Origin of the sequence: Acinetobacter sp. 251-1, assembly GCF_030329305.1 — a bacterium.
GTDB classification, from domain to species: domain Bacteria; phylum Pseudomonadota; class Gammaproteobacteria; order Pseudomonadales; family Moraxellaceae; genus Acinetobacter; species Acinetobacter piscicola_A.
The window spans coordinates 1-25,958 of sequence record NZ_JACANS010000003.1 but is presented as its reverse complement, the minus strand read 5'-3'; the positions used below and the strand labels follow the sequence as shown (position 1 = coordinate 25,958).

General features: G+C 38.8%; 22 protein-coding genes. 11 read left to right on the top strand and 11 right to left on the bottom strand.

What is annotated here, in order from left to right; all coding sequences use genetic code 11:
- The first annotated feature begins 58 nt into the window (after nucleotides 1-58).
- Nucleotides 59-2,440, top strand: coding sequence for a phenylalanine--tRNA ligase subunit beta (gene pheT / locus HX129_RS02675; RefSeq protein ID WP_286433719.1), 2,382 nt, complete (start codon nucleotides 59-61; stop codon nucleotides 2,438-2,440).
- Complete coding sequence (locus tag HX129_RS02670; protein WP_004723042.1) at nucleotides 2,437-2,733, top strand: integration host factor subunit alpha; 297 nt, start codon at nucleotides 2,437-2,439, stop codon at nucleotides 2,731-2,733. The genes pheT and HX129_RS02670 overlap by 4 nt, the downstream gene beginning before the upstream one ends.
- Nucleotides 2,734-3,052: 319 nt before the next feature.
- On the opposite strand, the gene HX129_RS02665 is transcribed toward HX129_RS02670, so the two are convergent.
- The 3 genes from HX129_RS02665 to trxA form a co-directional block, all read right to left on the bottom strand.
- The gene (locus HX129_RS02665; RefSeq protein ID WP_286433721.1) at nucleotides 3,053-3,343 is read right to left on the bottom strand and encodes a hypothetical protein; all 291 of its coding nucleotides are present in this window, start codon (nucleotides 3,341-3,343) and stop codon (nucleotides 3,053-3,055) included.
- 381 nt (nucleotides 3,344-3,724) lie between these two features.
- Entirely contained in the window at nucleotides 3,725-4,993 is a 1,269-nt protein-coding gene (gene rho, locus HX129_RS02660; RefSeq protein ID WP_111859432.1) for a transcription termination factor Rho, read from the bottom strand.
- A gap of 328 nt (nucleotides 4,994-5,321) precedes the next feature.
- Nucleotides 5,322-5,648, bottom strand: a complete 327-nt coding sequence (gene trxA, locus HX129_RS02655; RefSeq protein WP_130071997.1) for a thioredoxin — start codon at nucleotides 5,646-5,648, stop codon at nucleotides 5,322-5,324.
- A gap of 276 nt (nucleotides 5,649-5,924) precedes the next feature.
- Here trxA and ppx point away from each other — a divergent pair, with 276 nt between their 5' ends.
- From ppx to HX129_RS02630, 5 genes are read left to right on the top strand one after another with little or no spacing between them, the layout of a single operon-like run.
- Nucleotides 5,925-7,445 carry an exopolyphosphatase gene (gene ppx / locus HX129_RS02650; RefSeq protein WP_180045070.1) on the top strand — a complete coding sequence of 507 codons (1,521 nt, stop codon included), beginning with the start codon at nucleotides 5,925-5,927 and terminating at the stop codon, nucleotides 7,443-7,445.
- Nucleotides 7,446-7,496: 51 nt separating this feature from the next.
- The gene (locus tag HX129_RS02645) at nucleotides 7,497-8,321 is read left to right on the top strand and encodes an acetyl-CoA carboxylase carboxyltransferase subunit alpha (protein ID WP_130071995.1); all 825 of its coding nucleotides are present in this window, start codon (nucleotides 7,497-7,499) and stop codon (nucleotides 8,319-8,321) included.
- Complete coding sequence (gene tilS, locus HX129_RS02640) at nucleotides 8,258-9,607, top strand: tRNA lysidine(34) synthetase TilS (protein WP_286433725.1); 1,350 nt, start codon at nucleotides 8,258-8,260, stop codon at nucleotides 9,605-9,607. The genes HX129_RS02645 and tilS overlap by 64 nt, the downstream gene beginning before the upstream one ends.
- Before the next feature lie 28 nt (nucleotides 9,608-9,635).
- A complete protein-coding gene (proC, locus tag HX129_RS02635) occupies nucleotides 9,636-10,466 on the top strand; it encodes a pyrroline-5-carboxylate reductase (RefSeq protein WP_174493697.1) in 831 nt (276 codons plus the stop codon).
- A 38-nt stretch (nucleotides 10,467-10,504) separates the two neighbouring features.
- On the top strand, nucleotides 10,505-11,074 hold the full coding sequence (locus tag HX129_RS02630; protein ID WP_180045073.1) for a YggT family protein: 570 nt from the start codon (nucleotides 10,505-10,507) through the stop codon (nucleotides 11,072-11,074).
- Between the two features lie 154 nt (nucleotides 11,075-11,228).
- Here HX129_RS02630 and polA read toward each other — a convergent pair whose 3' ends face one another.
- Nucleotides 11,229-13,988, bottom strand: coding sequence for a DNA polymerase I (gene polA, locus HX129_RS02625; protein WP_286433729.1), 2,760 nt, complete (start codon nucleotides 13,986-13,988; stop codon nucleotides 11,229-11,231).
- 162 nt (nucleotides 13,989-14,150) lie between these two features.
- On the opposite strand from polA, the gene HX129_RS02620 reads away from it, so the two are divergent.
- The gene (locus tag HX129_RS02620; RefSeq protein ID WP_286435972.1) at nucleotides 14,151-16,859 is read left to right on the top strand and encodes a DUF2339 domain-containing protein; all 2,709 of its coding nucleotides are present in this window, start codon (nucleotides 14,151-14,153) and stop codon (nucleotides 16,857-16,859) included.
- A gap of 67 nt (nucleotides 16,860-16,926) precedes the next feature.
- Here HX129_RS02620 and HX129_RS02615 read toward each other — a convergent pair whose 3' ends face one another.
- Together HX129_RS02615 and HX129_RS02610 are read right to left on the bottom strand one after the other, a co-directional pair.
- Nucleotides 16,927-17,865, bottom strand: coding sequence for a mechanosensitive ion channel family protein (locus tag HX129_RS02615; protein ID WP_174493694.1), 939 nt, complete (start codon nucleotides 17,863-17,865; stop codon nucleotides 16,927-16,929).
- A gap of 9 nt (nucleotides 17,866-17,874) precedes the next feature.
- A complete protein-coding gene (locus tag HX129_RS02610) occupies nucleotides 17,875-18,696 on the bottom strand; it encodes a DUF432 domain-containing protein (protein ID WP_130071988.1) in 822 nt (273 codons plus the stop codon).
- 98 nt (nucleotides 18,697-18,794) lie between these two features.
- On the opposite strand from HX129_RS02610, the gene gspE reads away from it, so the two are divergent.
- The 3 genes from gspE to HX129_RS02595 are packed head-to-tail and all read left to right on the top strand — an operon-like array spanning nucleotide 18,795 to nucleotide 20,791.
- On the top strand, nucleotides 18,795-20,282 hold the full coding sequence (gspE, locus tag HX129_RS02605; protein WP_286433733.1) for a type II secretion system ATPase GspE: 1,488 nt from the start codon (nucleotides 18,795-18,797) through the stop codon (nucleotides 20,280-20,282).
- Entirely contained in the window at nucleotides 20,282-20,506 is a 225-nt protein-coding gene (locus HX129_RS02600) for a hypothetical protein (RefSeq protein ID WP_174493692.1), read from the top strand. Before gspE ends, HX129_RS02600 begins: the two co-directional genes overlap by 1 nt.
- A 30-nt stretch (nucleotides 20,507-20,536) precedes the next feature.
- The gene (locus tag HX129_RS02595) at nucleotides 20,537-20,791 is read left to right on the top strand and encodes a hypothetical protein (RefSeq protein ID WP_286433734.1); all 255 of its coding nucleotides are present in this window, start codon (nucleotides 20,537-20,539) and stop codon (nucleotides 20,789-20,791) included.
- 602 nt (nucleotides 20,792-21,393) lie between these two features.
- Here HX129_RS02595 and HX129_RS02590 read toward each other — a convergent pair.
- From HX129_RS02590 to HX129_RS02570, 5 genes are all read right to left on the bottom strand, one after another.
- Nucleotides 21,394-21,819, bottom strand: coding sequence for an organic hydroperoxide resistance protein (locus HX129_RS02590; protein ID WP_286433736.1), 426 nt, complete (start codon nucleotides 21,817-21,819; stop codon nucleotides 21,394-21,396).
- Nucleotides 21,820-21,937: 118 nt separating this feature from the next.
- Nucleotides 21,938-22,762: a carbon-nitrogen hydrolase family protein gene (locus HX129_RS02585; RefSeq protein ID WP_130071982.1), complete on the bottom strand. Its 825-nt coding sequence runs from the start codon at nucleotides 22,760-22,762 to the stop codon at nucleotides 21,938-21,940.
- A 20-nt stretch (nucleotides 22,763-22,782) separates the two neighbouring features.
- Nucleotides 22,783-23,313 carry an anti-anti-sigma factor GigB gene (gene gigB / locus HX129_RS02580; protein WP_130071981.1) on the bottom strand — a complete coding sequence of 177 codons (531 nt, stop codon included), beginning with the start codon at nucleotides 23,311-23,313 and terminating at the stop codon, nucleotides 22,783-22,785.
- Nucleotides 23,314-23,426: 113 nt separating this feature from the next.
- The gene (gene gigA, locus HX129_RS02575; protein WP_130071980.1) at nucleotides 23,427-24,395 is read right to left on the bottom strand and encodes an RsbU family protein phosphatase GigA; all 969 of its coding nucleotides are present in this window, start codon (nucleotides 24,393-24,395) and stop codon (nucleotides 23,427-23,429) included.
- Between the two features lie 149 nt (nucleotides 24,396-24,544).
- A complete protein-coding gene (locus HX129_RS02570) occupies nucleotides 24,545-25,477 on the bottom strand; it encodes an MlaA family lipoprotein (RefSeq protein WP_286433737.1) in 933 nt (310 codons plus the stop codon).
- Nucleotides 25,478-25,958: the final 481 nt, after the last annotated feature.

Genomic DNA, 25,958 nt, shown 5'->3' with positions numbered 1-25,958 from the left:
CTGCTAAAAAGCGAAGTTGAAGAGGGATTGGAAATTTAGAAATAATAGGTTTTTTGAAATGAAAATTAGCGAAAATTGGCTACGCACGTGGGTAAACCCTGCTATTGATAGCGAAACTTTATCTGACCAACTCACCATGTTGGGTCTTGAGATCGATGATTTAACACCTGCGGCTAAAGCATTTACAGGTGTGGTTGTGGGTGAAGTACTGACAGTTGAACAACATCCCGATGCCGACCGTTTGCGTGTAACTACAGTCAATATTGGTTCAGGTGAGCCATTACAAATTGTATGTGGTGCACCAAACGTACGTGCAGGCATGAAAGCACCTGTTGCAACGATTGGCGCAGTGCTTCCCGGCGATTTCAAAATTAAGAAAGGCAAACTGCGTGGTATCGAATCACAAGGCATGTTGTGTGGTGCTTCGGAAATTGATCTTGAAGATAAAATTGATGGTCTGTTAGAACTTCCTGATGATGCACCAGTTGGTACGAATATCCGTGAATATTTAAATTTAGATGATAATGTCATTGATATCAGTATCACCCCAAACCGTGGTGACTGTTTTAGTATCCGTGGTATTGCGCGTGAAATTGGGGTGATTAATCAACTTGCTGTAACCGCACCCGAAATTAAAGAAGTTGCGGCAACGATTGCAGATCAGAAGCAAGTTGTAGTGACAACCGAAGGTTGCCCACGTTATTTAGGTCGTGTGATCAAAAATGTCAATACCAAAGCGCCTACACCTACATGGATGGAACAAGCGCTTGCTCGTTCAGGTATTCGTCAGCACAGCATCTTGGTGGATATTACCAACTATGTATTGATGGAACTTGGTCAACCTTTACATGCCTTTGATGGGGGGAAAGTTCAAGGTTCAGTGCATGTTCGTCAAGCCACTGCGAATGAAAAGCTCGTATTGTTAAATGAGCAAGAAGTTGAGCTTTCTGAAAATGTCATGGTCATTGCAGATGATGCCAAAGCATTAGCAATTGCAGGCATCATGGGTGGTTTATCTTCAGCGGTGTCTGATGAAACGACTGAAATTTTCCTTGAATCAGCATTCTTTGAACCTATTCATATTGCAGGTCGTGCCCGTAGTTTCGGTTTACATACCGATGCATCACAACGTTATGAACGTGGTGTAGATTTTGAATTGCCAATGCTTGCGATGCATCGTGCATCACAGTTAATTCAAGAACTCGCAGGTGGTGAATTTGGTCCAATCACTGTAGCTGAACAAGCGGATTTATTGCCAAAACGTGAAGCGATTGAACTGAATCAGGCACAAGTGGATCAGTTATTAGGTTATACCGTTGCCTCTGACTTTATTACCGATGCATTGCAACGTTTAGGTTGTGACGTGACTGTAAAAGCGCAAGGTGAGTGGGTGGTTGTACCACCATCGCACCGTTATGATATGGTGATCTATCAAGACTTAATCGAAGAAGTAGCGCGTATTCATGGTTATGACAATATTCAAATGAGTCTGCCTGTGATTGATGTGAAATTAGCGAAACATCAAGATCAATTTGAATTGCCACAATTACGTCAAACTTTGGTGACTTTAGGTTACCAAGAAGCGATTAGCTTTAGCTTTGCAGATTTAAAACTTGAAAAACAGTTGAATTCACAAGTAAATCCTTTGGCTTTAGCAAACCCGATTTCAAGTGATCTTGCTGTTATGCGTTCAACTTTGTTGTCGAGTTTGATTCCATGTGTACAATACAATGTGAATCGTCAACAAAGCCGTGTGCGTTTCTTTGAGTTAGGCTTACGTTTTGATTATCAAGATGCACAAGGTATTGATGATCTTAAACAGATTCCTACATTGGCAATGATTGCCACAGGTGCTAAACAAGCTGAATCATGGCATGGTAAACCACAAGCAATGGATTTCTTTGACTTTAAAGGTGAAGTAGAGGAATTACTTGCTGCTGCGCGTGTACAGGTTGAATATGTGCGTTCTGAGCGCGAATGGTTGCATCCTGGACAATCTGCTGAAATATTAGTTGCTGGAAAATCGATTGGTTATTTAGGTCGTTTACATCCATCATTGGAAAATGAACTAGATTTGGCAACAACTTGGGTTGCAGAACTCGATCAATTGGTTGTTTTGCAAACTTATGTATCTAATTTTACAGAATTATCACGATTTCCATCGGTTAGACGTGATATTGCTGTTTTAATTAGTGATAAGATTAATGTCAGTGAAATTCAGCAACTTATCGAAAAAACGGGTGGTGAGCTCTTAGACTCAACTTGGTTATTCGATGTGTACACAGGTCAAGGTGTGGCAGAAGGCAAGCGCTCTCTAGCATTTGCATTATTATGGCAACATGCAACGCGTACACTTGAAGATGCTGAAATAAAATCTGGTATGGACAACATTATACAAGTGTTGCAAGACACTTATGAAGCGACATTGAGGGCCTCATGACAGCATTAACAAAAGCAGAAATGGCTGATCATTTAAGTGAGCTTACGAGTTTAAATCGTCGTGAAGCAAAACAAATGGTTGAGTTATTCTTTGATGAAATTAGCCAAGCATTGATTGCTGGCGAACAAGTGAAACTTTCAGGATTTGGTAATTTTGAATTGCGTGACAAACGTCAGCGCCCTGGTCGTAATCCAAAAACTGGGGAAGAGATTCCAATTTCTGCACGCCGTGTTGTGACTTTCCGTGCGGGTCAGAAATTTAGACAACGTGTTGGTACTGAACAAGAGGATTAATTTTCTCTATTATAAAAAAAGCCCTGTATACATGACAGGGCTTTTTTTATATCAGATGTTAAGTATTGATTGAAATTTTTTGAGTTTGATATGGAAAGAAGGTAGGAGGGTTCCCTATCTGTTCAGTTATATTCAAAAGTGTATTGGATTTCAGAAAAAGCTTAAGTTTTTAAAAAATATGTATATGTATAGCTTAAGAGTAGGTTTTTGATATTGATACTTTTGAATATTGAGTATTTTGGGTTCTGATCTTTAAATTTAAGATATAAAAAAAGAGAACCAAAGGTTCTCTTTTTCTGATAATAATCTAAAGTGATTATTATTTTGCAGCAGAAGCAGCAGCAGTAGCGTCAGCAGCAGCATCAGTTGCAGCAGAAGCAGCAGCAGTAGCGTCAGCAGCAGCATCAGTTGCAGCAGAAGCAGCAGCAACGTCAGTTGCAGCAGAAGCAGCAGCAGCGTCAGCAGCAGCAGTAGCTTCAGAAGCAGCTTCTACAGCTTGAGAAGCAGCAGCGTTTGCGTCAGCAGCAGCTTCTTCAGTTTTTTTAGCACAACCAACGAAAGCTAAAGTAGTAGCAACTGCAGCAGCAATAGCGATTTTTTTGAATAACATGGCATCACTCTCATAAAATAAATTGAGACAAAAAACCCAAGTTAGCCTGTTTTTTGCTTTGTGCATAGCAGTCTAACTGGTATGCGAATATGCTATCACTGCGCATTTAGAATTGCTACTGCCCAAAATCAAAAAAATGGCAAAAATGACTAGAAAATGACGTTTTTTTAACAGGTATTTACAATTAATTTGAGTGTTTATATTGGTTTATTACTATCTAACTGCTTAAAAAATATAAGGATTAATATTTAAAAATATTAATATTCAATAGCTTGTAATACATATTAACAATCTACAATGGTATGTGTAATTTTATGTAAATAAAGTCAACCAAATAAAAAGGCTATCGTTATAGATAGCCTTCTTAAGATAAATAAAATTTTAGTTAGTGGCTTTACGCTTCATCTGATCAAAGAAATCATCGTTGGTCTTCGTTTCTTTCATACGGTCAAGTAGGAATTCCATCGCTGCTAATTCATCTTGTGTATGTAAAAGTTTACGTAAAATCCAAACCTTGCGTAGATTTTCTTCGCTCATTAAGCGTTCTTCACGACGAGTACCTGATTTTTTGATATTCATTGCAGGGAAGACGCGTTTTTCAGCAATACGGCGATCAAGTGTAATCTCTTGGTTACCTGTACCTTTGAATTCTTCATAGATCACTTCATCCATTTTACTGCCTGTTTCAATCAAGGCAGTAGAAATGATGGTGAGAGAGCCACCTTCTTCAATATTACGTGCCGCACCAAAGAAACGTTTTGGACGCTCTAAAGCATGTGCATCTACACCACCTGTCAGTACTTTACCTGACGAAGGAATAACCGTGTTATAAGCACGTGCGAGACGTGTGATTGAATCGAGTAAAATCACGACATCTTTTTTATGTTCGACGAGGCGTTTTGCTTTTTCAATCACCATTTCAGCAACTTGTACATGACGAGCAGGTGATTCATCAAATGTAGATGCAACGACTTCACCACGTACTGTACGTTCCATTTCTGTGACTTCTTCAGGACGTTCATCAATGAGAAGAACGATCAGGAAGCATTCAGGGTTATTACGTACGATAGATTGTGCAATGTTTTGTAATAACATTGTTTTACCGGCTTTTGGCGGTGCAACAATGATTGAACGTTGACCTTTACCAATCGGTGCGATCAAATCAACTACACGTGCGGTTAAATCCTCAGTTGAACCATTGCCTAATTCCATGATCAATTGTTCAGTCGGGAATAAAGGTGTTAAATTTTCAAATAAGATTTTATTACGTGAATTCTCAGGTGTGTCATAGTTAATTTGATTTACTTTAAGTAAAGCAAAATAGCGTTCGCCTTCTTTTGGTGGGCGAATTGTACCAGTAATGGTGTCGCCAGTTCTAAGGTTAAAACGGCGAATTTGTGACGGGCTCACATAGATATCATCTGGTCCTGCAAGGTAAGAGCCAGCAGCCGAGCGTAAGAAGCCAAACCCATCAGACAAAATTTCTAGAACACCATCACCAAAAATTTCTTCGCCATTCATTGCATGGCGTTTTAAGATGGCAAAAATAATGTCTTGTTTACGGTTACGAGCCATTCCTTCAAGGCCCATAAACTCCGCAATCTTAATGAGTTCGCCAATCGGTTTTTTCTTGAGTTCAGTTAAGTTCATAGATGGTCAGATTGATTTAAGGATGTGTGGTACACAGAGATAATAGAAAGAAGCAAAAGTCGCCCGCAGTACAATAGGTGAGTGTAATTGTATTTGCACAATAACAAAACTCAGAATCTAATTAGTTCTTTCGAGGAGAAATGTGTAAAACAATTTCTGTTGCCGAGCGGCGATCTTATGTGTTGTGTTGTAAGAAATTGGAATAAACCCCAAAATTTCTTATGCATGGAATATAAGTGAGAACTTTAAAATTGTCAATGTATAGAAGAAAAATACGCCATATTTTTATAGCGTATTTTTGAAGAATAACGAAAGCTTAAACACTGAATTAGATGTTTTCGTCGATGAATGCAGTCAATTTAGACTTAGGTACCGCACCGATTTGTTGTGCTACAACTTCGCCATTTTTAAACATGAGCAATGCTGGAATGTTGCGAATGTTATAATTTACTGCGGTTGCTTCACATGCAGTTACGTCAACTTTAACGATTTTTACTTTACCTTGGTATTCATCAGATAAAACTTCAAGTACAGGTGCAATGGCTTTACATGGTGCACACCAACCTGCCCAAAAATCGACAAGTACAGGAGTTTCAGATTGTAAAACGTCTGCTTCAAAGTTGGCATCGGTTGTGTTTACGATATTTCCTGACATGGATATTGCTCCAAAATATTTTAAAGATGTCATCTATGTCTATAAGTATTACATAGACATCTCTTACAAAGTAGGGGAATAGGTAAATTTTCGATCTTAATTGTGGATTTGTCTAATTGATGCTCACGATAAGCCTAATCGGAGGCTTGAAATTGTCATACAATTGTCACAAATGTAGAAAAAATAATGGCTCAGTGAATTGTCATCATAAATGGCTTTTCAATTGTCTTTAGGTGAATTAATCTAGGCATACTTCTGAATGAGTTTGTATGAATAATGTCTGATTTTTTAATTGATGAAGAATTACTTGCTGCCATTGATATGGGGTCAAACAGCTTTCATTTGGCAATTGCTCGTGTCGATCATGGTGAAGTAAAAAAAGTCGCATCAATGTCAGAAAAAGTTCAACTTGCGGCTGGATTAGATGAAAATAAAAATTTAACAGAAGCAGCGCAGCAGCGAGGCTTGGCGTGTTTAGCACGATTTGTAGGACGTTTAAGTTCAGTTCAACCCAATCGTTTACGTATTGTGGCAACCAATGCATTGCGTCAAGCGAAAAATGGTCAAGAGTTTATTCAAAAAGCCGCAGAAATTTTACCTAAACCGATTGAAATTATTGCAGGGCGTGAAGAGGCTCGTTTAATTTACCTAGGTGTTTCACATACGATGGCGAATAGTGGTCGTCGTTTGGTGATTGATATTGGCGGTGGTTCGACAGAGCTCATTATTGGTGAAGAGTTTGAACCTATTCATACAGAATCCTTACAAATGGGTTGTGTTGCTTTTACCAAGTCTTATTTCCCTGATGGCGAAATCAACGCTAAAATTTTTGACAAAGCTGTTGTTGCGGCACGAAAAGAATTATCTTCGATTGCAAATACATATAAAGCAGCAGGATGGGACACGGTAGTCGGTTCGAGCGGTACAATTAAGGCGTGTCGTCAGATTACGGTCAATATGGGTTGGAGCGATGATCAGGAAAATCTGACACGTGAAGGATTGGAAAAACTCAAAGATAAAATGCTGAAATATAAACATGTTTCAGATATGGAATTTGATGGCTTAAAAGAAGATCGTCGTGCAGTTTTACCTGCAGGTGTCGCTATTTTGTATGCAGTATTTGAAATTTTAAATATCGATAAACTGGTCTATTCCGACGGTGCTTTGCGTGAAGGTGTAATGTACGACTTGCTTGGTCGTTTTCAGCATGAAGATATTCGTGACCGCAGTGTCCAAGCGATGATTGGGCGTTATAGCGCAGACTTAAAACAAGCACAGCGTGTGGTTGATACCGCACAGTATTTATTTGATAGTGTGGCTGTTGCACTTGATTTAAATAATGATGATAGCGATTTATTGCGTCGTGCTGCATATTTACATGAAATTGGTTTAGCAATCAGTCACAGTGGTTATCATAAGCACAGTGCGTATTTGTTACAGCATTCAGATATTCCTGGTTTTTCACAAATTGATCAAAACCATTTGTCACATTTGGTCGCTCATCATCGTCGAAAATTGCGTACAGACAGTAAAATTGATGTGATGAGAGTAGGTGGATACAAGCTTATTTACCTCTGTTTATTGCTTCGTCTTGCAGTTTTACTGAATCACAGTCGTAGTGATGAGATGCTTCCTGCCATTGAATTAACAGTTCAGAATGAGCAACAATGGCAACTCAGCGTTTCTGGTGATGCCAAACAATGGCCATTGCTCGTTGCCGATTTGCATGATGAGCAAGTGCAATTTAAGCATTGGGACATTGAATTGAATATTCAGTCGGAACAGTTTATCGATTAACACAAATTTCTCGGTGTGAGTCATCGGCGAATTAGGGATAATACTCGACTTATGAAAAATAAAGCTGCTCAATCTAAAGCTTGGAAAACGGTTCAAATTGCACGTCATCCAGAGCGTCCGCAATTTTTGGATTATGTAGGCGAAATTTTTACAGAATTTGATACGCTACATGGCGATCGTCTTTATGGTGACGATGGTGCAATGGTCGGTGGTTTAGCACGTTTTAACGGTCAACCTGTGATGGTGGTGGGGCAACATCGTGGTCGCAGCACGCGTGAAAAATTACAACATAACTTTGGGATGTGTAATCCTGAGGGCTATCGTAAATCACAGCGTTTACTTGATATGGCGGAACGCTTTAATCTACCTGTATTTACTTTTATTGATACGATGGGTGCATATCCAGGTGTTGGTGCAGAAGAACGTGGTCAAGCAGAAGCGATTGCAACGAGTTTGGCGCAGCTTTCAAGCTTAAAAGTGCCTGTCATTGCCACTGTGCTTGGTGAAGGTGGTTCTGGCGGTGCATTGGGCATTGGGGTTGCTGACCGTGTAATTATGTTATCACATAGTATTTATTCAGTGATTTCACCTGAAGGCTGTGCTTCGATTTTATGGAAAACTGCTGAAAAAGCAGAACAAGCGAGTGAAGCATTGGCATTAACTGCTGATAAATTGCAAAAAATGGGTATTGTTGAATATGTCGTTGATGAAGGCGAAGGTGCACATTTACATCCATTGGAAGTGATGGAATCTTTGAAAAATGTGTTAAAACAAGCGCTTGATGAATTACAAACTATGGATGCTAACGAGCGATGCGAAGCACGTTACCAACGTTTAATGAAGTTTGGCAGCGACAATTTAGGTCTGGCTTCTTAAAACAATCTAAGCAATTTCAAAATAATACCCGATTTTTAATTGGGTGCAGCGGCGGCATGGACTCCATGCTGCTGTTGTATTTAATGGCAGCACTATGTCCTCAACAGGTGCGTGCCATTTATATTAATCATCAATTACAAACTATGAGTGATGACTGGGGAAATTTTGTTGCTCAACAATGTCAATCTTTAAATATTCCCTCGATTATCGAAAATGTTTGTGTTGCCAAAGGCAATCTTGAAAATCAAGCTCGAGAAGCACGTTATCAAGCCTACTTAAAACATTTACAAGCCAATGAAATTTTAGTACTAGCCCATCATCAGCAAGATCAAGCAGAAACGTTGATGTTACGTTTACTCTCGGGTGCAGGTGTCTCTGGTTTGGCTGCGATGCACCCTGTCGATGTTCGTGAAAAAATGACGATTTGGCGCCCCCTTTTAGAGATCAGTCGTGAGCAGATTTGCCAATGGGTTGAACAAACTCATATTCCTTATGTGAATGATCCGACCAATCTCGATACACATTATGATAGAGCATGGTGTAGGCATGAACTTTGGAATATTTTGCAAAGCCGTTACCCAAAAATGCAACAGGCCTTGGCGCGTACGAGTGTATTGATGCAGGATGCTGATGAGATTTTGAACGAGGTTTTAAAGCAAGATTTAACATGGTGTGGCGATGCTGAACAATTAGATTTAGCAAAATTTTTAACTTTGTCACCAGCACGGCAACGACAGCTTTTATCGGTTTGGATGAAAGGTGAGGGCGATTATCGTCCGAGTTTTGAAATGGTGCAACGATTACAACATGAAGTGATTGCTTCAAAAAATGATGCCCAAGCTGCCTTGCATTGGAATCAATTTTATTATTTACGATTTCAAAATGTTTTATATCGTTTAACTGCTGAGGTTTATCTCGCAAGTAAGCAAGTACCTGAGCAAAATATGACAGAAGTTTGTTATGAAATGGGGCAACATTTGACTGTGGCAGCAGGTCATTTTCATATTCAAATAGAAAAAATCGGTTTATCGCCAACATTGCTGAACAAAAATCTGACTTTGCAATATCGCGTTGGCGGAGAAAAAATTCATTTGTATGGACGAGTTGGGGCATGGCCGTTAAAAAAAGCCATCCAAAATCAGCAAATTTTTCCGTGGTTGCGTCATACAATTCAAATATTAAGCATAGATAATGTTATGCTTGGTGTTTTTACACCGAAAGGTTTTTGGTTAGCACAATCGGACTATGTTGAAGTCGATGGTTGGCAGCCAAATTTAATCTCTTAGCGAGCAAAAAGTTAAACGAGCGTAATTCATGAGTGCAGCTTTAAATTGTAATATTACTTTCATTGGTGGTGGCAATATGGCACAAGCCCTGATAGGGGGCTTGATTACCCGTGGACTCCCAGCAACACGGATTACAGTGTCTGATCCTGTAGAAAAAATACGTGAACTATTACAAGAGAAAGATGTACACGTCACCGATGATAATGTTGTTGCAATTGAAAATGCAGATGTTGTTGTTTTAGCCGTAAAACCACAGGTGTTAGGGGCTTTGCTAAAACCGTTAAATGGTTTGTTTAAAAATAAACTGATTATTTCGATTGTAGCAGGTGCTGAAATTGCAACGATTGCAGCGTTAACAGGGTCTGAACGTATTGTTCGTGTCATGCCAAATACGCCTGCATTGGTACAAACAGGTGCACATGGTTTGTTTGCACAAGATAATGTTGTTCGTGAAGATCGTGATTTAGCGAGCCAAGTTTTAGCCGCGACAGGTTTAACCATTTGGGTGAGTGCTGAAGCACAAATTGATGCAGTCACTGCGGTCTCAGGTTCGGGTCCTGCGTACTTCTTCTATATGATGGAAAGTATGATTCGTGCAGGCAAAAACATGGGCTTGGATGAAAAAGTGGCGACGGCATTGACGTTACAAACGGCTTTGGGTGCTGCACAAATGGCAATTACTAGCTCAAATACGCCTGCTGAATTACGCAAAAATGTGACTTCTCCAAATGGTACAACACAAGCGGCATTAGAAGTTTTTGATCGTGCACACATTTCACAAAATATTCAAACTGCCTTGGCTGCGGCACAAAAGCGTAGTCAAGAGTTAGCACAAGAATTAAGTGATAGCACGAAATAATTAATTTAATTATTGATTTTATTTAGGAATATTCCGATATGGGTGCAAATTCTGCGCAGATTTTTGGCATTATTATTAACGTCGCAATTTTGCTTGTATTCTTTCGTTTTTTAATGCAATTGGCAATGGTGAGTCCATATAATCCGGTTGTATTGTCTACAGTGAAAGCGACCAAAATTGTAGATGTTTTTAGTCGCATCTTCCCAACCGTTGCTAAAGGACGTGTGAATACGGCTGCATTGGCATTATTGATTATTCTGTATTTATTGAAAATTTTTGGAATCATGTATTTGCAAGGTGCTATGCCAAATAGCCCTTTACATCTTTTGATTTTAACTTTTGTCACCATGATTCAGGATTTGATTCGCTTCTGTCGTTATTTAATTTTTGCAACGATTATTTTAAGTTGGGTAGTGATGTTTACCCAATCTCGTTCACCTTATATTGAAGTGATCCAAGAACTCGCTGAGCCTTTATTAGCCCCATTTCGTAAAATTATGCCAAACATGGGAATGATTGATCTTTCTCCGATTTTGGCCTTCCTTGCGTTGTATATTGCTGAAATTTTAATGAATGAAGTTGCAAAGGTTTTATTAACAGGTTTGTAATTTATTAATTGAAAATAAAAAAGGACTCAATTGAGTCCTTTTTTATACATTGTAGTTTTCATTCAAATTAAAGAAATTGTGATCTTTCTTTTGATGTTTGAAAACGACCTCCATCCTAGCCTTCCTCCTAGAAGGAGGAAGGTACTAAAAGCGATTAATGTGCTTCATCCCAATTGTTGCCTTTGCCGACTTCAACCAACAAAGGCACAGACAAGGTACACACTTTTTGCATGACGTCCTGAATCTGTTTTGCTAATTCATCAGCAATCGCTTCATCGACTTCAAAGACCAATTCATCGTGAACTTGGAGTAGAAGTTTAGCTTGATCTTTCGGTAAGATTTTATCAACTTCAATCATGGCCATTTTAATGATTTCAGCGGCAGAACCTTGTAGTGGTGCATTGATTGCTGCACGTTCAGCCGCTTTACGCACCATCATATTACGAGCATCAATATCAGGTGTGTAAAGACGGCGACCTGTAATCGTTTCCACGAAGCCTTGTTCCAAAGCCACTTGGCGAGTACGTTGCATATACTCATAAATGCCAGGATAGCGATGGAAATATTGTTTGATATAGTTTTGTGATTCTTCACGGGTAAAGCCAAGTTGACGAATCAAACCAAATTCAGACATACCATAAAGCAAACCAAAGTTAACGGCTTTGGCTTGGCGACGTTGATCATTGGTGACATCTTCAAGTGCAACACCCAAAACTTCTGATGCTGTACGACGGTGTACATCTTGCCCATGATTAAAAGCATGAACTAACGCTTCATCTTGGGAAAAATGTGCCATTAAACGCAGTTCAATTTGTGAATAATCGGCTGCAAGCAATACACGACCTTGCGGCGCAATAAATGCTTTACGAATTTGACGTCCAATCTCTTCACGAACAGGAATATTTTGTAAGTTTGGATCGGTCGAAGATAAGCGACCTGTCGCCGTTAATGCTTGATGATAACTGGTGTGTACACGATGCGTTTCATTATTGGCTTGTTTAGATAAACCTTCGGTATAAGTACTTTTGAGTTTGGTTAAACCACGATATTCAATAATTAATGAGGTAATAGGATGATCAATTTTTTCTAAAATAGCTTCAGACGTGCTGTATTGACCTGTAGCTGTTTTCTTACCACCTTTTAAGCCTAATTTTTCAAATAGGACTTCACCCACTTGCTTTGGTGAACCGACATTAAAAGATTCGCCTGCGATTTCAATAATTTGATTTTCAAGGTTCTGAATGGTTTCAGCAAAATCTACACTGAGTTGGTCTAAAAATGCTAGATTTAACGCAATGCCATTTTCTTCCATTGAAGTCAGAACACGAGCAACAGGCATTTCAATATTGTGCAAAATATTGCTGAGTTCAGGAATTTCTCTTAGCTTACGATCGAGTACTTCATATAAACGATAGGTCACATGTGCATCTTCGGCAGCATAATGCGCCGCAGTTTCAAGCTCAATTTGATTAAAGGTTTTTTGCTTCGCGCCTTTGCCTGCAATTTGTTCGAAGCTTGTGGTCAAGTGGCTTAAATAAACACGTGCAACATCATCCATACCGTGACGCGTCGCCACTGAGTTGAGGACATAAGATGCCAACATGGTATCAAAATACCAACCTTGCAAATGGATACCATGATTTTCAAAGATATGTGCATCATATTTTAAATGATGTCCAATTTTTTCAACAGTTACATCTTCTAAAATAGGTTTAATGTGTTGAAGAATCACATCACGATTCAGTTGTTCAGGTGCACCTTCATAATCATGTGCAAGCGGAATGTAATAGGCATCTTTCGCATCAAAAGCGACTGAAAACCCCACCATTTCTGCAACACGATAATCTAAACTGGTGGTTTCAGTATCAATGGCAAAACGCTTTTCTGTACTTAAACGCTTGAAAAACTGCTCCCAATCCGCCTGAGTTAAAATAGTGTGGTAAGTTGCTTGTCCAAGTTGATCATCAATACTACTTGAAATGGCTTGATCATTGTTATTTTCAGTATTTTGTGCGGTTTTTTCGATTTGTTTTGAGGTCTGTTTATACGCAGCACTGTTTGGATTATTGGGATGATCTAACGATTGTAATTGATTACGGAATTCTAACTCAGTATACAAATGACGTAATTCTTCGACATTCGGGTCTGTCAGTTTCAAATCATCATAGGTCAAACCCATATCAAGGTCGATAATAATACTTGCAAGTTGGTGATCAAGTTTAATACCGTCTTGGTTTTCTTTAATACTTAAACCAACTTTACCTTTAATATTGTCAACATTGGCAATAATGTTTTGTAAATTACCATATTCATTTAAAAGCTTGGCTGCTGTTTTTGCACCGACGCCAGGGACACCTTTAATGCCGTCTGAGGCATCGCCCATCAATGTTAAATAATCAATGATCTGATCTGGACGGACACCAAATTTTTCAATGACCCCTTCAATATTCATGGGTTTATCTTTAAAGCTGTCTTCAAGCGTCACTTTTTCAGTGACCAATTGCGCCATGTCTTTGTCGCCTGTTGAGATCAGGACTTGATGACCCGCAGCTTCAGCACGTTTAGCTAAAGTACCAATAATATCATCCGCTTCGGCACCAGGTAGCATATGAAGTGGAATACCTAGCGCACGAATTAAGGCATGTAAATAAGGAATTTGTTGAGCAAGTTCGTCAGGCATACTTGGACGATCACCTTTATAAATCGGTGAAAGTTGATGACGAAAAGTAGGTTCTGGTGTGTCGAAAATCACGGCCATATGCGTAGGTTGAACACGGCGCATTAACTTTTGAATTGCAGAAATAGCACCACGAATTGCATTGGTTTGTAAACCTGTTGAGGTGGTTAATGGTGGTAGTGCATGAAAGGCACGAAATAAAAAGTATGACCCATCGACCAAAACAAATGGTGGCATTGCAAAATTCCTAATTCAATTAATAGCAGTATTGTACGTGATTTTGGAAAGGAGCATAGCATCATGATGTAGAACGATAGTTACCGAATATCTGATGAATTCATCAGAACTCAGCGTTTGACTGTTGTATCATCCAAATACTCAGGAGAGAGACAGAGAAATATGCTCAAAGGGCAGAGTGAGATTCGTATTATTTGGTTAATGGTCTTAACGATTGTTGCGGTTTCAGCGTGGTTTTTAAAGACGGAAGTCGTGACCTATGTCTGCGCTTTGGCATTTGTGATGAGCGTAATGCATTATGTCGATGCTTTGCAAAAGCCTTTGCTTGATCTTTCAGCGCAACAACATCTGACTTTACAGTTTACCTCTAAAGTTCCGCTTTATATTTCCTCATTGCTTGCGGTTGTGGGCATGAGCCTGCAATGGGGTTGGCTAATAGGCTTGGGTTTAACCTGTTGGATTTTCTTTTTTCTAAGGTGGCTAAGACGTTTAGAGCGTTCTGTACAGCAGTTACAAGAAAAGCTGAACCATGTGCAGCAACAATCTATCACATCAGAACACAGTACTGCGATTATTTCAAATTCGACCCAACATTTATCTGAAACTCATCCTGAAATGAGTTTAATCCAGCAAATGAAACAATGGATTTTTCAAGGCAATCCTGTCTTAAAAGCGGCGACTGTTGTATTGGTCATTGGGATTATTTTATTACTGCGTTTTGCAACGGAACATTGGCAGGTCAGTTTATCTTTAAAACTGGCAATCGTTGCAATACTAAGCTTCGTGCTTACAGGGATTGGTGTTTTTCTACAGAATAAAAATAGAAGTTTTGCTTTAGCACTTGAAGGACTTGGATTAGCAGGACTATTTTTAACGCTATTTTTTGCTTATTACAATCATGTCATTCCGAATATTTATGTTGCGAGTATCTGTTTTGCTGTGGTCATGGCACTCACGCTGACTTTAAGTTTAAAACAGCAGAGTATTGAATTGGCTTTAATGGCAATGGTCATTGCCGCCGCCGCACCTTTTACTTTGCCTGTGCGGGCGGCAACAGCAGTAGAGTTTGTTGCGTATTATTGGGTTATTAATTTCTGTGTCGCGATTTTAACGACCTTGCGCCCGTGGAAAATTCTCAATCAAATCGCATTTTTAATGACGGTGATTGTTGCAGGAAGCTATGCCTTTATTCATGGGCAAACGCAGCAACATGATGCTTTGGCATTTTTGGTACTTGCACATACAGCCATTTTTATTTGGTTAGGTTTCCGTTTTAGTCAGCTGATCGCACAAAAAGATGTACAACAATTTCAGTTAAAACCTGCTTTAGACATCGCCCTCATTTTTGGTGCGCCATTGGTTGCTTATACTTTTCTATATTTGATTTATTTTGAAAAAACAGTTTGGCAAGCCAGTCTGAGTCTAGCATTTGCGGTGTTATTTGCGGTGCTGTATCTATTGGCGAAGCGCAATCAAGCCGTCAAAATTATTTCACAAAGCTATTTTAGTTTAATGTTGATTTTTATCACATTAATTCCGCCACTTCTTTTACAAGATGAATGGAGTGTGATGGGATGGGCGGTGGAAGGTGTACTGATTTTTGTATTTGCTTTATATCAAAAATCTACAGTGAGTCGTTATCTGGCGAGTGCTTTATTACTGGTTGCGGGCTTGTCGAGCTTATATTATTTATTTGAATCTGCACATTTTCCAAGTTTGATGTATTGGGTGCTGAGTATCAGCTATTTTGCTGTGGTTTTACTTGCTAATGCCTATGAAAAGTTTCAACAACAATTAACCTATAGCAGTATTACTTTTTTGAGTATGTTGTTGCTGTCGGCAACCGCTATGCAATTGTTTTTGTGGGTGGATTATCTTGAAGGACCATCTCAGTATATTGTCACTTTAATATTGATGAGTGGCTTATATGTCATTTTAAATTGCGTGATGTTATGGCGTAAAGCATCATGGTCATGGCTGATTCCAAAATGGATTGGGGTGATCCCACTTTATATTTTTGCATTATTCTTCGTCATTCATCGTAGTGAAAACGGCAGTATCCTCTGGTTGAATACGATTGAGCAAGCAGGCATTTTCTTTAGTGGTGCACTGTTGACAGGGTTATGGTTGCGTCCGGCTATTGGTTTAAAACTTGAAAAAGAATGGGTGAGTTTGGGAACTTTGTTGAGCTTAAGCTTGATGAGTTTGAGTATTTTGCCTGCGCTGCCTTATATCAGTGTGGTGATCCTACCTTTAGCATTTTGTGCATGGTGTTTTAGTCAAAAAGAAAATTTGAATTGGACAATGTTTTGGCAAACACGAAGTAGCTTGGCTTTGATCCTTATCTGGATTGTATGTTCACAATTATTTTCACAACAACCTTTTCAGTTTTATCTACTTCCTGTATTCAATCCTTTTGACTTGATCAGTATTGCGATTTTATTTGGTTTTATTTGGATGTTGAGTTTGCAACTTAAACAGGGAATGGATCGTGGAATTGTGGCTGTGTTGTCAGTTTTAAGTTTACTTTGGTTGAGTAGTTATGTGATTTTACGGGCATTACATGTCTATTTGTCTACACCATATAATACGCTTGCGATTTGGCAAAACGCGACAATTCAATTGAGTTTTACTTTGCTTTGGGTGAGTTTGGCTTTTATTACCATGAGTTATGCAACAAAGAAAAATATGCGCGCTTTATGGATTTTAGGCGGCAGTATTTTAATGCTTGTGACCTTAAAATTAGTCTTACTTGACCTCTCACATATCGGCACATTAACACGGGTTATTTCTTTTTTAGGCGCAGGTTTTGTCATGCTGATCATTGCTTATATTGCACCTATTCCTGAAACAAAAGCGTTAAATCATTAGAAATAAAAAAACCTCTAGAGATTAGAGGGTTTTTTCTATCGCAATTTTTAATTGAAATTGTGCGTGTTTATAAATGCTTATCTTGATCTTTTTGCATTTTGAGTTCTTGCGCATTTGCATAGGCATCCACATCTTCATTGGCTAATGCGCTATGTTGGGTTATGGGACGATCTACAAAACCAATTTTAGGCACAGGAATTTCAATCTGATTTTCAACAAAACGATTGCGAATTTGTTCATGGATTTCATCTTTAACTTGCATATAATTGCTTTGTTTACACCACAACGCATAATGCAACTCAATTGAAGATTCACCAAAAGAGGTCACGCTTAAACGTGGTTTAGGGTCAGCTAAAACCAAAGGATAATCATTGGCAAGGTCTAACAACACTTCACGTACTTTGTTGATATCTTCATTAAAATTAATTGCCAAAGTGATCAAGATGCGCCGTATCGGAAACTTTGATAAATTATGTACAGGTGCCCGAATGAGTTGCTCATTCGGTAAACGTACATACACATTATCCCAAGTGAGCAGTTTGACAGAAAGTAAATCAATCGAAATCACTTCACCTTCAATAGTATGCCCACGGATTAAGGTGATCTGAATGGTATCGCCAATTTCAAAAGAGCCTTCGCCAATCAAGAACAAACCACTAATTAAATTTGAGGCTGACGTTTGTGAGGCAAAACCCAAAGCAACGGTCAAAATCCCTGCTGCACCTAAAAAGACACTGAGTTTAAAGCCTGCTTCTTTTAAACTCGCCATCACAAAAATCATGAAAATAAAATAAAAAATCCCTCGTCGCCATACCAAGCGTTGATGTGCGTTAAACTTGGCACCAATGGTTCGAATAAAAGTATTGGAAATGATTCGTGCCAATAAAAAACCCACAAAACACAGTACAATTGCGACCACAATTTCACTGAGTCGGTCAGTATTAATATTGGTGAAAATACCTTTTAAATTATCAGCAATGTCTTTGGGAATATTACTGTCTGCCATGCTGACCTCTTAGAAGAATGAATCAAACATATTAAATAGCGCACCACCTGGCGAACGTGGTGGATGTACATAACTGACTTCACCAGCCAAAGGCGGCGTGCGATTTTCAATTTTAATTCGTGCAGGGCGGTCATCACCTTCATAAATGACTTTAATTTGCGATGTCCAAAGCCGTCCTGTACTTTCACTATAAAATAACGGTAATGCCGGTACAGGTACATTCATACGATCAAAACGTAATTGATGATGACTAATATTATGAAAAACAATCGGTGTAACAGCACGAAAGGCACGAGGGCGTAATAGATTAAGTTCGGTACGTCCATCTACTGAAGTGGCATAACACATTTCACCAGTACGATGGTCAGGGCCAAACCATGTATCTTTGGGCAAGATGACGGGAATATCAAATAGGGGTTCTTTCTGCGCTTGTACAAAACCTGCCACCCAAAGTGGGGTGCTGATATATAAAGTTCCACGTTGTCCTGCAGGAATATAAATGGGATCTACGGGGCGAATCACCACTGAACGATCCGCTAAGCGTGGCATCAGTTGAAAATGATTATGGGTTTCTCTAAACATATAGCGTTCAACATGCACAGGCTGTGGAAAGCCAAAATTGACATCTTGAATACAACTCCATTGTTGCTCATAGTCATATTGCATTTGTGGGCGATAATATTCCAAGCGCCATTCTTGGAGTCCTCGAGTTAGACGCATCATTAATGAGCCAAATTGCCATGCTTTGGCTTGATTTAGCTCAAATTTTTGTTCTCCCCACCATTTTAGATCAGGAAGCTCTGGTTCTAGATGTTCATTTTTGATCGACAAAGCTCATTATTCCTCTGATCATTTGTTGAAAACGGACTTCACGCTGTCATGCGCTTAGAGTACACTCAAAACAATTTTAATCATTAATATAAGTTGTAATGCAAGTTCTTAAACAATTACAAATACCTTATAGTTTTGCGAAACGGCATGGAGTGCTATTGCGTTACGAAGGCGACCAAGTTTTTATTGTCCGTCGTGAAAATACCACACAGATTGCCATTCAAGAAGCCCGCCGTTATTTAGGTCGTCCTGCACAGCATCAACTTTCTACCGAAACTGAGTTTAATCAATTACTCACGTCAAGTTATGCGGGTGAAACAGGTGAGTCTCAACAAGTTGCAGCAGGCTTAGAAGACCATCCTGATTTATTGAGTTTAGCAGATCAAGTTCCTGAAACAGAAGATTTAATGGATCAGGAAGATGATGCACCGATTGTTCGCCTAATTAATGCCTTACTCTCCGAAGCCATTCGTGTAGGCGCATCTGATATTCATATTGAAGCTTTTGAAAAGAAACTTTCTGTACGTTTACGGGTTGATGGTCAGTTACGTGAAATCGTCCAACCACGCCGTGAACTTGCACCACTTTTGGTTTCTCGTATCAAAGTCATGGCAAAACTTGATATTGCTGAAAAGCGTATTCCGCAAGATGGTCGTATTTCTTTGCGTCTTGCAGGACGTGAAGTCGATGTTCGTGTTTCAACTTTACCCTCCTCGCATGGTGAACGTGTGGTGATGCGTTTGCTGGATAAGCAAGCAGGGCGTTTGAACATGACCCATTTAGGTTTAATGCCAAGTGATTATGAGCGTTTAACAACTTTGGTTCATCGTCCGCACGGCATTATCCTTGTGACAGGGCCTACGGGTTCGGGTAAAACCACCACGCTGTATGCTGCGCTTTCTGACTTAAATGATGGTTCTAAAAATATTTTGACTGCCGAAGACCCGATTGAGTATCAGCTTGAAGGGATTGGACAGACACAAGTCAATAGTAAAGTGGATATGACTTTTGCCCGTGCTTTAAAAGCCATGCTTCGTCAAGACCCTGATGTGGTGATGGTGGGTGAGATTCGTGACCTTGAAACCGCAGAAATTGCCGTGCAAGCCTCATTAACAGGTCACTTGGTTTTATCTACGCTACATACCAATACTGCAATTGGTGCAGTGACACGTTTAAAAGATATGGGAATTGAACCGTTTTTATTATCGAGTTCCTTGATTGGGGTGATTGCGCAGCGTTTGGTGAGAACAATCTGTTCGCAATGTCATACATGGCGTGAAGCGGATGATTTTGAAAAAGCTATTTTTAAGCCTGTTTCTAACGTAGTTGATTTAAAGTTGCCTGTGCCAAAGGGCTGTGACCATTGTTCACATACAGGATTTACAGGTCGTACCGCAATTTATGAAATTGTGCCGATTGATGAGCAAATGCGTCGTTTGATTCATGGCAATGCAGCTGAGTATGAACTTGAGGAATATGCACGTCGTGATGCAGGTTCGATTCGTGATGATGGTTTGCGTAAAGTCTTGGCAGGTAAAACTACGATGGAAGAGGTTTTACGTGTGACGAATGAAGCAGCAGAGTGATGAGAATATTATTCTTGCTCGGTTTTTTAGCTTTAGCACTGTGCGGATGTCATCGTAATGTCACACCGCCAAAAGCAAAATTTGATGAGCCTGAACGTGAACAGTGTTATCAAACATGTTTAGGCAGTTATAAAGGTAATGCGGAAGGTGCGCGAAATAAGTGCTTTCGTATCGCTTCAAAGTATCAAGAAGGGCGTTCATGTCATGGTGGGCATGGTCCTTAAAATTTTGCATTTATTTTTATGGACGAATGGATGATAACCTTAGCGCTAATACCTGTTATTGAATTGGGGTATAACAATCAAGGCATTTCACCTCCTGATCAATATCCATATTGGGATTATGCTCATTTATGGAATCGATATCATGCTGACTGTTATAAAAAAGCAGGTTTTTTAGATGATTTTAAGCCTTATAGCCCAGGGTCATCATTTTGTAAAATTTTAGAAATTTCAGAACGTAATTTGATCAAAATAATCATTGATCATACGCAAGATTTGAGAGATTGAATATACGAACGGTCTCAAGTAGTCGCATTTTTTGGCGGTTATGTTTTACAAATAAATGAGACTGATCAATATTTTCCACAATGCTGTGGCACTCTTTCTGATATTCAGTATTGGGAAAATTTAGCAACGAATAAGGCATTTTTTTATGAGGGGCATCCTGAGCCACAAATTAAAATTCAAGGTGAGCAGATAACGTTTGATTTTACAGTTGATGAGCATGATGAAGGATTTTTTCCACCACCTGCACAAGATCCGATCCATTTTTATCGTTCTGATTTGAAAAATGCCGTTGAATTAGCGAAAAAAGAATTAGAAATTTTTGAACAGCGATTAGAAAAAATGAATCATATGCATAAGCTTCATATAGATGATATTGGTAAACTGCTCATTTGGGGAGATAACTAAAAATTATTCATAGCTTTTATAGGATTAGCCTAATTAAAACGTTTCATGATGTTTTAAGTCATTTGAAGCTGAATCATCATAATAATTTTTTTTAACAATGACGTATTTTAAAAAGAATAGAGCATGTTTTAATTTATATTGAAATACAACCCAAAGAAAATTTATATCCTTCAGGTTGATTTTACTTATACAACGTTTTAAACAATCACATTTAACGTCACATCAATATTGCCACGTGTTGCATTTGAGTATGGACAAACAATATGCGCGGCATCTACCAACTTTTGAGCTTCTGCTTGGTCTAAACCTTCCAAATGAATATCTAACTTCACTTCGATGCCGAAACCTGTAGGAATTGGACCAATGCCGACATTGCCTTCAATAAAAGCATCATGTGGAATTTTGATGTGATCACGGTTGGCAACAAACTTCATTGCACCTAAGAAACATGCAGAATAACCCGCAGCAAAAAGCTGTTCAGGATTGGTTCCACCACCTGCACCGCCCATTTCTGTAGGTACTGCGAGTTTTACATCTAAAATATTATCTGAGGAAGTAGCACGACCATCACGACCGCCTGTAGCTTTTGCATATGCGGTATAAACAACTTTTTCTAAAGACATGGTAAATCCCTGTGTATATTATTTGAACCATTATCCTGTCTGAAAGTGAGAAAAGAATAAGCAGTGTTTTTGTAAATTTATCAGGGATTGAAAAGTGAGATGCAATGCAAAATGATGTTCAGTATTGCACTAAAATACGATGTTGCATCAAAGGCATAGAAGCACGAATGGCTTCCTGCTCTGCTAAATCAAAAGGTACAGTCAAAAGCTGCGCACCTTCTTGATTGGTGATCTCTAAAATCTGACCACGACTATTGCTTGCGCCTGCATGCCCCCAAGTTTGACGCTTTTCACCATGCCAACCTTGTTGCGCTGCACCTAAAACCTGACATTGACTGTCCATGGCACGTGCTTGAAGCAATAACTGCCAATGCATTTCGCCAGTGGTATAGGTAAATGCAGCAGGCGCAGTCAAAATATTGGCACCTTGCGATCTCAAGGTTAAAGCAAGTTCAGGAAAACGTAAGTCATAACAGACCATTAAGCCAATATTGCCAAAAGGTGTTTTTGCTACAACCACATCTGTACCAGGTTCAAAGAATTTTGACTCTTGATAGCCCCCCACCGAATCACCGACTTGCACATCAAACAAATGAATTTTGTCATAACGTGCTTCAGTCCGTTCAGGGCTGATACACAGGCTTACTGTACGAACACGACCATCTGAAATCGTCGAACCGTCGGGACGGAAAGGGCAAGGCAAGGTGCCTGCAACAATCCAGATTTGATATTGCGCTGCAAGACGCTCTAAACGCTGTTGAAACTCTTCAAAGCGTTCAGCTGTTTCACGCTGTTTACCTGCAGCAAAACAGACAAAATTTTCAGGAAAAACAATTAAAGAAGCACCATTTGCTTTACTTTGTTGAATCAACGACTCAATCACACTAAAGTTGGCTTCAATGTCATTTTGAGAGTTCATTTGAACAACAGAAAGTAAAGTCATGATTTTTCCTTATTTTAATGCTAAGCGTTATGCTGTGGCACACTTTGAGATACACATTCCATGTCATCTTGCTGTTTTTCAAGCTGTTTTACCAATGGCTCGAACATATTTTGATTGTTTTCATTGAGCTTCATTAATGTTTTATGCGCATCTAAAACCGTGGTTAACATCGTACTATGATTGACATTATCATCGAGTAATGCCTGAGTGCAGACATTCGGATCACCACAATAATTGAGGATGACAAAAACCTGCCCTAAGCCCATGCTATTGGCAAGCGTTGTAATATCGGGATTTGTGGATAGCATTACAGCTTGGATATGATGGATTTGTTTCAGCTTTAAGCCTAACTTTGCCAGTACACCTAAAACTGTACTATCTATAAATGTGGTTTGGGTTAAATCAACAATAGCGCCAATGACGTTTTCTTGCTGTTCAATCCGCGCCAAAAGTTTATCTAAGCTTATACAAGATTGGGCTCGCACTTCACCAATAAGTTTGAAAATATGCGTTCCATTCAAGCTTGCATATTCAACATGACCTGTTGACATATAAATGCCATTTGCAGAGAAGGATGGGAAAATTATCACATAGCGCAACTCTATACTCAAGTATTGACGCGTTAGAGAATAGTCTATATTGAATTAAGTTTTTGAATAATATGCTAATTCATTCTTCTTAAACTGAGGATGGCAATATCATCAGCAACGTGATTTGGGGTTTGGAATGATTGATTTTGCAAATGATAGACGAGTTGTGAAAACTGTTCGTTTAAGCCACCTGTATAAGGTTCAAGCGCACCATCTGAGCAAATAATAAAACGTGCATGGCGATTTAACACCAAATCAAACTCTTCAACTTCAAGGTCTTCAGTTAACCCTAAAGGAAAACTACTGGTATTTAAAACACGAGGTGCTTGGTTTGGTTCAAAAATAATCGGAGGAGGATAGTGTCCTGCACTTGACCATTTTAAAGCATGGGTTTCTAAGTTTAAAATCCCTGCAATCATGGTAATGTGCTTTTCGATATTTTCCTGCACCAACATTCCATTGAGTTTTTTAATCAATTCTCTAGGTGTTTTAGAACGCCCATGAAACGCTGCCATCCATGATGTTAGCAAAGAGCTAGTAACGCCATGTCCTGAAACATCAGCAAGATAAAAAATGATTTCTTTATCGCTAATTTTCCAATAATCGTACCAATCTCCAGACAAATATGCTGAAGGCTTAAATAAAGTTTCTACTTTATAGTTCTGTAGTTCAATTGGATTTGGCAGTAATTTTTTTTGTAATTCTGCAGCAGACGGTAAATCACGACTGTCTTGATTACGTTTATATTGTGCGTCTATTTTTAATAATGAATGTTCAGGGTGTGCAGGCAAACGTGTCCAAATCCAACCTGCTAAAGCACCAAGTTCCCAAGCTTGGGAAAGCGCTGTACCTTCATTTTCAAATGCAATAGCAACTGTCGGTAAGTTCCACTGGTGTTGTAAATAGTCTTGTACATCTGCAATGGCAATGACTGTAGGATCATACAAATGAATATCTTCAATATTGATCATTTGCAGACTCGGAAGGGCATTTAGTACTTGGTCTAAATTGGGTATGGTACGAGTGGGCTGAATGAAATACATAAAGTGATTCAATAATCCTGCTATAAAGCGTATATGTCTGAATATATGTTAGACGATGTAAAATAGATAACCAAGAGATATTGACACATCAGAGGATATGCCAATATCAGATAATTTTTTACAAAATATGTGAAAAAGGTGGATTTAAATTATTGCTCGGCATCTGTTGAAGTATCTTCATCTACATCATCAACAAAGGAAATAGCTTCGGTATCTAAACCTTTTTTCTTGGCAATATTATAACTTTGACGTTGTAAATAAATATCACGAATCGCAGCATATCTATCACCTTGTAAAGCACCTTCAAACTCTAATAAGCGTGAACGGGCATTAATACCCCCCATTAGACGATTTCCCCAGATATAACCTGACTGATCTGCATTATCTACTGTATAAGTCAGTGGGTTTGCATAACTTTCAGCAACATAATCTAAAGAATTACGTAAAGTGCTTGGTCCAAAAAGTGGCAACATTAAATAAGGACCACTTGGAACACCATAATAACCTAAAGTCGTACCCAATGATTCATCTTCATTTGGCATACCTAAACGTTTTGCAGGATCTGCAAAACCTAAAGAGGTGACTGTATTAATCGTAAAACGACCTAAGGTTTTTGCGGCACGGCTAAAACGACCTTGTGCTAATTGATTGACTGCATTCCACGGCTCACTCAAATTTTTACGGAATGAACTATAAGAGCCACGTACATCTTCAGGCACTTTTTCTGAATATTGCACAGCAAGTGGACGTGCAACATTACGATCTAACATATCATTAAATGCAAAAATTTCACGATTTAACGGTTGCAATGGATCTTTGACATCATCCGCTTGAGCAGCATTAGCATTCACTTTTAAATTTTCAACTTTGACATACTTTAATTCTTTTAAAGCATCAAAACGTGGATGTTTACTATCTATAGTTGAATTTTCTGCTGTTGTAACAGCTTCAGTATTCTCTGTTTTTTGGGTAGCTGTCTCACTTTCCTGAACAAGAGATTCTGAAGATGCATCTTGAGCAAATGCAGTTGAGGTCAAGCCTATGCACAGCATACTTGCCCATAAAAAATTAAAACGATGCATATAAATTCCTAAATGTAAGTTACAAGGAACGAACTTGTGACAATCATGGCGCTATTCTAACAGCAGTTCGACAGTATGTATTTAACTCAAATTACCTTAAGAGTTAAAAAAAACATAAAAAATTGCTTAAAAAGGTAGCGAATGAGTAAAAAAAATGGGAAAAGATAAAAAAAATCAAAAAAAGGGGTTGCGTCGTATCTGAAATACTGTAGAATGCACATCCATCGGCGGTGATGAAGATTAAAACTTCTGATAAAACAATGACTTGGTTGAATTGATTAAGTTGGGTGTTGGAAAGAAGGATTAAAAATAATTTTCATTACATGTTGACTTTTTAGAGATAGAGAGTAATATAGCCGACCTAGCTTGATGCTGACGAAGCATTAAGAAGATCATTAAGAGAATATGAAGAACAACTTGTGTGGATTTTTACTGGTTGATTGATCGAAATTATTTTCATTGATTGATGGTAGAAATTACT